We start from the raw sequence: 10,639 nt of genomic DNA on the forward strand, positions 1-10,639 counted from the left end.
CAAAGGTGGATTATTTTCTAAGACTGTAAATACAGTAAAGGCAGTAGATGGTCTTAATTTTGCAGTTAATAAGGGAGAGACACTAGGTTTAGTAGGAGAAAGTGGTTGTGGAAAATCAACGACAGGTAGATTATTATTAAGATTATTAGAACCAACGGCAGGAGAAGTTAAGTTCAATAATCAGAATATATATGATTTAAATAAGAAAGATATGCGAAGCTTAAGAAGAGAGATGCAGATGATCTTTCAAGACCCATATGCATCTTTAAATCCACGAATGACAGTAGGAGATATTATTGGTGAAGCCATGGAGATTCATGATATAGCCAAAGGTAAAGAAAAAGAAAAGCAAGTAAGAGAACTATTAGAAAAAGTAGGGCTACCTAAGCAGCATATGCGTAGATATCCTCATGAGTTTAGTGGAGGACAGCGTCAAAGAATCGGAATTGCAAGAGCATTGGCAGTAGACCCTAAGATTATTATCTGTGATGAACCGGTATCAGCATTAGATGTATCAATTCAGGCTCAGGTAATTAACTTAATGGAAGACTTACAAAAAGAGTTGGATTTAACGTATATATTCATTGCCCATGATTTAAGTGTAGTAAAGCATATTAGTGATCGGGTAGCGGTAATGTATTTAGGAAAGATGGTAGAATTAGCAGATAAAGATGAATTATATAATAACTCTCAACACCCTTATACTAAGGCATTATTATCAGCAATTCCATTGACTGACCCGACAATTAAAAGAGAAAAGATAATTCTAAAAGGAGATGTACCGAGTCCAATTAATCCGCCAAGCGGTTGTAGTTTCCATACTAGATGTCCATTTGCTAAGGATATCTGTAGTAAGGAAGAACCAGAGCTTGTAGATAGAGGAGCTGGACATTATGCGGCTTGTCATCTCTCAGTAGAAGAAATAGAATAGAAAGTTCGTTACAAAGATGACTATCTTAATTGGTAGTTATCTTTTTTGTTTATGATATTAAAAAGTCTTATTTGACTTATAATAATAACTTATATATAATTAAAAATACAGATTATAACTTTTTCATAAGGATTAAGCTAAAGGTATGAATTATGGCTCATTGTCTATACTAGTTACTATATATTAGGAGGAGTAAATAATGGAGATTGATGCTAGAGGTTTAAATTGTCCTGAGCCGGTAATTAAGACTAAGAATGCACTAGAGGAGAGTAAGGAAGTTTCTACTTTGGTTGATAATCAAATTGCTTGTAAAAACTTAGAAAAATTAGGACAGAAATTAGGATATAATACGGATGTTTTAAAAATAGATGAAGAGTTTCAGGTGAATTTTACCCAAGGTGAATCTACTGTTGCTTCATCAGTGACTTCAGAAGAAATAGAGGACAGTGGTGAAGATGGTAATAAAGTTTATTTTATTCGTTCAGAGACATTAGGTAAAGGTGAAGAAGAATTAGGTGAAGTATTAATTAAAGGGTTCATCTATACTTTAACGGAAACAGCTCCATTACCAGAAGCTATTATATTTATCAATTCTGGGGTAAAATTACCTACTTTGAATAAAGAAGTTAAAAAGAATTTAAAGATTTTAGAAGAAGCTGGAATGGAGATTATTTCTTGTGGTACTTGCCTAGAATATTATGGATTAGAAGATAAATTGGAAGTAGGAGAAATTTCAAATATGTATACTATTGTTGAGAAACTAAATTCATATCCAGTAGTAACGGTATAAGGAAAAATGTTTTAACCAATAAGGAGCTAAATGAATATAATACAAGTATAATAAGAGGTGTTGGTAGAAGTGAGTAAAAAAAGATTAAGTCAATTTGCTACAAGTGGAGGTTGAGCAGCGAAATTAGGTCCTGAGACCTTATCGCAAGTTTTGCGATCAATTCCCATTATAACAGATGAACGAGAATTAGTTGGATTAAGTACTTCAGATGATGCTTCAGTAATTAAATTAAATACTGACCAGGCTATCATTCAATCGCTTGATTTCTTTACTCCTATGATAGATGACCCGTATTTATTTGGACAGATAGCAGCTACCAATTCATTAAGTGACATTTATGCTATGGGTGGTAAGCCGCTTAGTGCTATGAATATTGTGGGATTTCCTACTTGTTTAGAACCAGAAGTTTTAGAAGAAATTTTACAAGGAGGCGCTGAAAAAGTAAAAGAAGCAGGAGCTATTTTAGCTGGAGGGCATACTATTGAAGATGATGAGCCTAAATATGGTTTATCAGCAAGTGGTTTAGTTCATCCAGACCAAGTTCTTACCAATGCCGGAGCTAAACCGGGAGATAGATTAGTCTTAACTAAACCGTTAGGAATTGGTATTACTATTACTGCCATGAGAGGAGGACTCACTTCTGATACAGAAGATAATTCAGCAATCCAAGAAATGGTTACTTTAAATAAGGATGCTGTAGAAGTAATGCAAGATGTAGGTGTTAATGCTTGTACAGATGTAACTGGTTTTGGGCTATTAGGTCACTTATGGGAGATGGTGTCTGCTAGTGAAGTAAAAGCAGAGTTGGACTTTTCAAATATTCTTTTATTGCCAGAAGTAATAGAATGGGCAGAAATGGGATTAGTACCTGGTGGTGCTTATCGAAATCAGGATTATATAAGTGAACATATGCACTTTAGTGAAGAATTCAATGAAGCTAAAAAAGATATTCTATTTGATCCACAAACCTCTGGAGGCCTTTTGATTTCAGTTGATGCTATTAACGCCCAGAAGTTGGTTGATAAGCTACAAGAAAAAGGGGTAAATGCAGCAACGATTATTGGTCAGATTAAGGCGGGAAGTGCTAAAATTAAAGTTAAGGAGTAGAATTAAGGTGATTACTAGAAAGTTTGGTTTAATAACTTTTCATTCAACTCATCATACTTTAAAGGCTGAAAAGTGTTTGAAGGACGTAGGAATAGAGTTAATGATAATTCCAATTCCCCAGGAGATAACATCTAATTGTGGAACTGGAATTAGATTTGATTTAGAAGATTTAGATAAAGTTAAAGAAGTGATAACAAAGAACAAAATTAGAATATGGGGATATTATAAAGTTGAAAAAAAAGGTAGAAAGAAGTTGATTACTAGCTTATAAATGGCAATAAAACATTTTAAGACATAAATTGATAAAATTCGTACTATATGTTATAATTAAATTAACGAGTAAATTATATATATTTAGCTATTCAGGTGACATACGTATGTCACCTGAATCTTTGATTTGTTTTATCACAAAATTCGTACAATTTAATTAAGGAGGGAGAGGGTAGTAAAAAATAAATAAATTTATTTTAATAATTATAATCTTAGTAACTAAAAATAGTAATTGACCAACATTAAAATTATAATAGGAGGGACTGGTAAAGAATGTTCAATAAAAAGAGTATAGCAGTAGTTTTACTTTTAGGATTATTAGTACTTACTGTAGTAGGTTGTGGACAACAAGGAGGAGATCAGAATCAAGGAGCAGACCAGAAGCAACAAGAAGAAACAGCTCCAAAGGAAGTGAAGGAAGAAGATAAGTTTGGTGGCGTGTTTGAAGGAAGAGTAGCTTCCGATCCACCTTCTTTAGATCCGGCACATATTACTGATACTACCTCACATAAAGTAGCAATGAATATTTATGATGGTTTAGTAGAATTCGATAAGGATTTAAAAGTAGTTGGGGCGATTGCTAAATCTTGGGATGTTTCTGATGATGGTTTAATATGGACATTTAAATTAAAGAAGGATGTAAAGTTTCATAATGGAGATTTAGTAACTGCTGAAGACTTTGTTTATTCCTTTACAAGAATGGTTAATCCAGAAACTAAGTCTGAAAGAGCATGGTTATTTAATAATATTAAAGGAGTAGAAGAATTTCAAAATGGTAAAACAGACAGAGTAGAAGGAATCAAAGCTACTGATGAATATACCTTAAAAATCACTTTAAAAGAGCCGTTTACTCCGTTCCTATCTGTATTAGCAATGCCTAATGCTGCAGTAGTTTCTAAAAAGGCTATTGAAAAGTATGGTGTTGATTATGGAAATAATCCAGTTGGGACCGGTCCATTTAAATTTAAAGAGTGGCAGCATGATAATAAAGTTGTATTAGAAGCTCATAAAGATTATTTTGCTGGTCGGCCATATTTAGATAAAGTTGTTTATCGAGTTATTCCTGAGGCATCTCCAGCATTTGCTGAGTATGAGCAGGGTAACATTTATACTTTAGTAGATGGAGATATTCCGATGGGACAGATGCAGAGAGTACTAACTAGTGAAAAGTTTTCTGATGAATTAGTTAAAATTCCTTTCTTAGGAACATATTACTTTGGAATTAATACTAACAAAGAACCTTTTGATAATCTAAAAGTTAGAAAAGCATTAAATTATGCAGTAAATAAGAAGGCGATTGCAAAAGTATTAAAGAATGGTACTGTAAAGCCAGCTTCTGGAATCTTGCCGCCGGGAATGCCTGGATATAATGAAGATATAGAGGGATATCCATATGATCAAGAGAAAGCTAAGAAGTTGTTAGCAGAAGCAGGATATCCAGATGGACTTCCAGGAGAATATGAGTTAATCTATAATACAAGCAAATCACATCAAGCTATTGCAGAAGCTGTACAAGCTAATTTAAAAGAAATAGGAGTAAATATTAAACTATCTAATTTAGATTGGGGTAGTTATATTAAACGAGTAGATAATGGAGAGACTCAAATATTTAGATTAGGTTGGATTGCTGACTATCCAGATCCAGATAACTTTTTATATGTTAAATTCCATTCTGAGAATGCTGGCCCAGGAGGGAATGCAGTCTTCTATAATAATCCAGAATTTGATAAAATAGCAGAGAAGGCACGTGGTATGAAACCAGGTGAAGAAAGACTTAAGTTATATCAAAAAGCTGAGAAGATGGTTGTGAATGATGCACCATGGATTCCAATTTATTATTATACTCGAGTCGCTGTAGCGAAACCATTTGTTCAAGGGTATAGATTGACTGCTATGGGACCATTACCATTAAATACAGTTTGGTTAAATAAATAATAATGAAATTAAAAGAGTAACTACTCAATTGAGTAGTTACTCTTTTTTGTTTAATTAGTGATCTAAAATATGACTTGACAAACATATGTAAGTTATAATATAATTATTAATAATATAGTATATTTATTAGATAATTGAGTATATTTATTAAGGATTGAGTAGTGAGTAGAGGTAGATTTATAATCTTAGTAAAAGAGTAGGAAAGTAGTTTGGTAGGTAATAAGTAGATTAGATCAGCTCTTTATTGAGGGCTATCTATAACTTACTCTAGACTACTCTTAGTTTAGAGTTTTTTTATTATCTACTAATAATTAATTATTGAAGGGGGATTATCATGCAAGGGTTAGAAGAAGAGAAGTCGAGAATTAATGATTTAAATAAGAAAGAGAAAGTAGTATATTTAGCAAAAAATGACCCTTTTTTGAAAGTAGAAGAATTAGCAGAAAAAGTAGAGACAACCCCTCACTACGTTAGGACAGTTTTATCGGAGGCACGATTATCATTGACTAAGCTACGAGAAAGATATGCTCGTAAAATGGAGAAATTATCTAATGTATCATCTCATCAATTTTTAATCGATATAATTAATATTTTGGATTTAGATATTATTTCTACTGAACAGTTAGATAGAATAATTTTAAATGAATATAATAGTTATGAAAAATTAGTAAAAGGTAATAATTCCCAGGAAAGATCTTTAATGGTTTATGAACAAGAGGACCCTATATTAGTTAATACTACTTTTTTGATTCCTAATGATGAAGAGGTAGATAGTGAACAAAAAATTGATAACCTTTTAAATGCTAAAGCTTCTAATATTGAATTTACTAATCCAATATTAGAAATTGAAAAGGCTAATTATGATTTAGCAGAAGCTCTTCAGATTAATTTAGGAGATGTTCTATTTAAAATTAGTCGTAAAGTATTAATTAAGAACCAAGTAAAAGGTTTAGATATTCTCTATTTAAGAAATGATAACTGTCAGATTAGCTTAACTGGTAAAGATACATCGTTTCAAATTAAAAAGGCAAATTAAAGGTTTTTTAATAAAAATTCAATCTAAATTACTTAATATGATATTTATGAGTTGACAAATAATTCAGAATATAATATAATATAATAGTTCTTACTATAGTATATATAAGTAGATGAGTAGATAATTAGATAAGTAGTCAATAAGTAGAAAGATATAATTGATTTGGAATTGTATAATTTATTTAATAAAAATAATATAATCATTATTAAAATAGAGTAGTTTAGCAGAGAGTAGTAAATAAGAGTTGAAAAATATTAGGATTTCTATAGCCTTATCTCTAAACTATGTACTTCTATTCTTTAGGGATAAGTTTTTTTATATTTGTAGTAAAATTTTTTTATGTTTATTTTATTGGTAATATTGGTGACATATGTTAGTCACTGAAAATATATTTTTAAAGCAAATTCAGTTAATTTTTTATATAAATACTTACACATATAAGTAAGGCAAGGAGGTGAAATAGAGGAGAGGAGAAGAGAAGTGTAGGTTATGTTTAAATTGATAATTATTCATTGAGTAGTAAAGAGCAGAAAAGAATTGAGGAGGTAAATAAATGTTTAATAAGAAGAGTATAGCTTTAGTTTTAATTATTGCTGTAGTAGGGTTTGCTTTAGTAGGTTGTGGACAATCTGAAAAAGCGGCAGAGCAGGCACCGGAAAAGAATCAACAACAGACTGAAAAGAAAGCTCAAGAAAAAGTTAAGCCTAAATCTGGTGGAACATTAGTCTTTGGACGAGGTGGAGATTCAGTTAAGCTAGATCCAGCTGATGTAACTGATGGTGAATCAATGAAGGTAACAAGACAGATGCTTGATGGTTTAGTAGAGTACAAGCCAGGTGAAACTGAAATTGAACCTGCATTAGCTAAGTCTTGGGAAACTTCTGAAGATGGTTTAACATGGACATTTAATTTAAGAAAAGGTGTTAAATTCCACGATGGAACTAAATTTAATGCTGATGCTGTTGTATTTAACTTTAAGCGTTGGATGAATAAAGATCATAAATATCATGATGGTCAATTTGTTTACTGGGGTTATATGTTTGGTGGGTTCCCAGGAGTAGTTAAATCTGTAGAAGCTGTGGATGAGTATACTGTTAAATTTACTTTAAAAGAAAAATTGGCACCATTCTTAGCTAATTTAGCAATGGGTCCATTTGGAATTTCTAGTCCAACAGCGATTAAGAAGTATGGAGAAGACTATTTTAAGCATCCAGTAGGAACCGGACCATTTAAGTTTGTAAAGTGGGTTAAAGGAGATAGAATCATTTTAGAAGCAAATGAAGATTATTGGGAAGGTCGACCTTACTTAGATAAGGTTGTATTTAGAGTTATTCCAGATAATACTGCTAGATTTATGGAATTACAGTCTGGAAGTATTGATATGATTGACGGAGTTAACCCTAATAGTGTTCCACAAATTAGAAATGCAGATAAATTAAAGTTATCTTTAAGACCAAGTATGAATGTTGGTTATTTAGCTATGAACTTTGATAAGAAACCATTTGGTAATGTCAAAGTTAGAAGAGCTATTAATCATGCGATTAATAAGAAAGAGATTATTAAAGGTTTATATGCAGGACTAGGTAAACCTGCTAAAAACCCATTACCACCATCCTTGTGGGGGTATAATGAAGATATTGACCCTTATGAGTATAATCCAGAAAAGGCAAAAAAATTATTAGCTGAAGCTGGTTATCCAGATGGATTTAAAACAACATTATGGGCAATGCCTAACCCAAGACCATATATGCCTCAGCCAAAGTTAATCGCTCAGGCTATGCAGTCTGATCTAGAGGCTATTGGTGTTAAGGCAGAAATTAGAAGCTATGATTGGGGTACTTATCTACAAAAGACTGAAAATGGTGAACATGATATGGCACTTTTAGGTTGGACTGGTGATAATGGTGACCCAGATAACTTCTTATACGTCTTATTAGATAAGGATAATGCAATTAAAGGAAGTGCTGGTAATATTGCATTCTATAAGAGTGATCCATTACATGAATTATTAATTAAAGCTCAAACTACTATGGATCAAGAAAAGCGAGCTGAATTATATAAGAAATCTCAAAAGGTTATCCATAAAGATGCGCCATGGGTACCTGTAGCTCACTCTAATCCTCCATTAGGATTGAAGAATAAAGTAATGAATTACGAACCAAGTCCAGTAGGACAAGAAAAATTAAATGATGTGTGGCTTAAGCAGTAAGTTTAATTGAATATTAATGGTATAAGCTTAGAGTATATATGGCAATTGCCATATATACTCTAATTCATGTTTAAAGCTAGTGTAAATAAAAGGATATAATTGATAGTTATAGCAAAGGAGGTTGTAACGAGAGGATGTTAACTTATATTTTAAGAAGATTATTATTTCTTGTTCCGATCATTATTGGAGTGTCTATAGTAGTTTTTATGATGGTTCATTTGATTCCAGGAGATCCTGCTCAAATTATGTTAGGTGAGAGGGCATCACATGAAGATTTAAAAAGATTAAGAGATGAACTAGGCCTTAATGATCCCTTATATCAACAATATTTTAGGTTTTTGAAACGAATTGCAAGAGGTGATTTAGGAACCTCAATTATGACCAGAAATCCAGTAGGTGAAGAGTTGTTACACAGGTATCCAGCTACCATTGAATTAAGTCTTTTCAGTATGATTATAGCTGTTTTAATTGGAGTTCCAGCGGGAATTATTTCAGCTACTAAACAATATTCTGTATTTGACTATGTTAGTATGTCAGGTGCTTTATTAGGAGTTTCTTTGCCAATTTTCTGGCTAGGTTTGATGTTAATTTGGATTTTTGCTTTAAAATTAGGGTGGTTCCCAGCATCAGCCAGACTTAGTGTAGGGATAGAATTGGAGACAATTACAAATTTTTATGTAATAGACAGTATTATAACAGGAAATTGGACAGCACTAAAAGATGTACTTTGGCATTTAATGTTGCCTGGACTAGCCTTAGGTACGATTCCGATGGCAATTATTGCCCGTATGACTCGTTCTAGTATGTTAGAGGTATTAGGTAACGATTATATTAGAACTGCTTATGCTAAAGGACTAAGTGAACGAGTAGTCGTTTATAAACATGCTTTAAAGAATGCTTTAATTCCAATTATTACTGTAGTTGGTCTACAAGCAGGAGTTTTATTAGGTGGAGCGGTAATGACTGAAACCATCTTTTCTTGGCCAGGAGTAGGTAAATACTCCTTTGATGCCATTATGGCTAGGGATTTCCCAGTAGTACAAGGATGTATTTTAGTCTTATCGATAACTTTCGTAGTTATAAATTTAATAGTAGATATTATTTATTCCTTTGTAGATCCTAGAATTGAGTATAATTAAGGAGGTGTAATAATGGTACAGGCTAGTATTGAGGCTAAACAAAATTCTAATAAATTAGAAGAAGTAGAAAGTAGTGGGATTTGGGCTGAAGTTTGGAAACGACTTTTAAGGAATAAGACAGCCGTGTTTGGATTAGGAATTATAGCTATTCTAATTATTCTGGCTATTACTGCTCCTTATATTGCACCATATGATCCTAATAAGGTAGATGTGATTTCTAGATTAGAGGCTCCTTCTTTTGATCATTGGTTAGGGACTGATGAATTAGGTAGAGATATTTTAAGTAGAATTATTTATGGTTCTCGAATATCATTACAAGTTGGTGTAATTTCTGTTAGTATTGCTTTAGTTTTTGGTGTCTTTTTGGGTACTGTAGCTGGTTATTATGGGGGAATAATAAACACTTTAATTATGAGAGTAATAGATGTGATGTTAGCTTTTCCTAGTATTTTATTAGCCATCGCAATTATGGCTATTTTAGGCCCGCAATTAAGTAATGCAATGATAGCAATTGGAATTGTAAATTTACCACGATTTGCGAGAATCGTTAGATCTTCAGTGATTACTGTTAAAGAAGCAGAATATGTAGAATCTGCTAAAGCTTTAGGAGCAAATGATCCTAGAATTTTACTTAGACATTTGTTACCTAACTGTATGGCACCGATTATTGTTCAGGCTACTTTAAGTATTGCTACTGCTATTTTAGAAGCAGCAGGTTTAAGTTTTTTAGGATTAGGAGCTCAACCACCAACACCTGAATGGGGAGCTATGTTAAGTGCTGGTCGATCAGCTATTCAGTTGGCCCCTTGGGTAGTAGCTTTTCCAGGTATAGCAATCGTAATTACTGTATTAGGTTTTAATCTATTTGGTGATGGTTTACGTGATGCCTTAGATCCAAAAATGAAGGATAATTAAAGCGAGGTGAAAAAATGAGTAAGGATGTAATTCTAGAGGTTAATGATTTACAGACTCATTTCTTTGTAGAAAAAGGAGTAGTTAAAGCCGTAGATGGTGTTAGCTTTCAAATAGAGAAAGGTGAAACCTTAGGAATCGTTGGTGAGTCTGGTTCTGGGAAGAGTGTAACTTCTACTTCAATTATGCGCTTAATTCCTCAGCCACCAGGAAAGATTGTTGGTGGTGAAATCAATTTTAAAGGCGAGAATCTATTAAATAAAAGCAAATCGGAAATGAGAAATATTAGAGGAAATGAAATTTCAATGAT

At 32.5% G+C, this 10,639-nt stretch carries 10 protein-coding genes; all 10 read left to right on the forward strand.

The window, feature by feature from the left end; genetic code table 11:
* A partial coding sequence (locus B5D41_RS13600; protein WP_143555736.1) for an ABC transporter ATP-binding protein occupies positions 1–931 on the forward strand: 931 nt, incomplete at its 5' end.
* A gap of 199 nt (positions 932–1,130) precedes the next feature.
* Complete coding sequence (yedF, locus tag B5D41_RS13605) at positions 1,131–1,721, forward strand: sulfurtransferase-like selenium metabolism protein YedF (protein WP_234983969.1); 591 nt, start codon at positions 1,131–1,133, stop codon at positions 1,719–1,721.
* 69 nt (positions 1,722–1,790) lie between these two features.
* Positions 1,791–2,828, forward strand: a complete 1,038-nt coding sequence (gene selD, locus B5D41_RS13610; RefSeq protein WP_078811177.1) for a selenide, water dikinase SelD — start codon at positions 1,791–1,793, stop codon at positions 2,826–2,828.
* A gap of 7 nt (positions 2,829–2,835) precedes the next feature.
* On the forward strand, positions 2,836–3,099 hold the full coding sequence (locus B5D41_RS13615) for a putative Se/S carrier protein (RefSeq protein ID WP_200806481.1): 264 nt from the start codon (positions 2,836–2,838) through the stop codon (positions 3,097–3,099).
* Between the two features lie 272 nt (positions 3,100–3,371).
* Complete coding sequence (locus B5D41_RS13620) at positions 3,372–5,033, forward strand: ABC transporter substrate-binding protein (protein ID WP_078811178.1); 1,662 nt, start codon at positions 3,372–3,374, stop codon at positions 5,031–5,033.
* Between the two features lie 334 nt (positions 5,034–5,367).
* Positions 5,368–6,069 (forward strand): hypothetical protein, encoded by a 702-nt coding sequence (locus B5D41_RS13625; RefSeq protein ID WP_078811179.1) that lies wholly within the window; start codon positions 5,368–5,370, stop codon positions 6,067–6,069.
* Positions 6,070–6,622: 553 nt separating this feature from the next.
* Complete coding sequence (locus B5D41_RS13630; RefSeq protein ID WP_078811180.1) at positions 6,623–8,278, forward strand: ABC transporter substrate-binding protein; 1,656 nt, start codon at positions 6,623–6,625, stop codon at positions 8,276–8,278.
* Between the two features lie 134 nt (positions 8,279–8,412).
* Positions 8,413–9,417: an ABC transporter permease gene (locus B5D41_RS13635; protein WP_078811181.1), complete on the forward strand. Its 1,005-nt coding sequence runs from the start codon at positions 8,413–8,415 to the stop codon at positions 9,415–9,417.
* A 12-nt stretch (positions 9,418–9,429) separates the two neighbouring features.
* Positions 9,430–10,332 (forward strand): nickel transporter permease, encoded by a 903-nt coding sequence (nikC, locus tag B5D41_RS13640; RefSeq protein WP_078811182.1) that lies wholly within the window; start codon positions 9,430–9,432, stop codon positions 10,330–10,332.
* A gap of 14 nt (positions 10,333–10,346) precedes the next feature.
* Positions 10,347–10,639: ATP-binding cassette domain-containing protein (locus B5D41_RS13645; protein ID WP_143555737.1), on the forward strand; the 293-nt coding region annotated here is incomplete at its 3' end.

Source organism: Selenihalanaerobacter shriftii, assembly GCF_900167185.1.
GTDB lineage: Bacteria > Bacillota > Halanaerobiia > Halobacteroidales > Acetohalobiaceae > Selenihalanaerobacter > Selenihalanaerobacter shriftii.

Excerpts from the sequence above, each read along its gene's own strand:
- nikC (WP_078811182.1), top strand. The coding sequence starts at position 9,430 with ATGGTACAGGCTAGTATTGAGGCTAAACAAAATTCTAATAAATTAGAA.
- B5D41_RS13625 (WP_078811179.1), top strand. The coding sequence starts at position 5,368 with ATGCAAGGGTTAGAAGAAGAGAAGTCGAGAATTAATGATTTAAATAAG.
- B5D41_RS13630 (WP_078811180.1), top strand. The coding sequence starts at position 6,623 with ATGTTTAATAAGAAGAGTATAGCTTTAGTTTTAATTATTGCTGTAGTA.
- B5D41_RS13620 (WP_078811178.1), top strand. The coding sequence starts at position 3,372 with ATGTTCAATAAAAAGAGTATAGCAGTAGTTTTACTTTTAGGATTATTA.
- yedF (WP_234983969.1), top strand. The coding sequence starts at position 1,131 with ATGGAGATTGATGCTAGAGGTTTAAATTGTCCTGAGCCGGTAATTAAG.
- B5D41_RS13635 (WP_078811181.1), top strand. The coding sequence starts at position 8,413 with ATGTTAACTTATATTTTAAGAAGATTATTATTTCTTGTTCCGATCATT.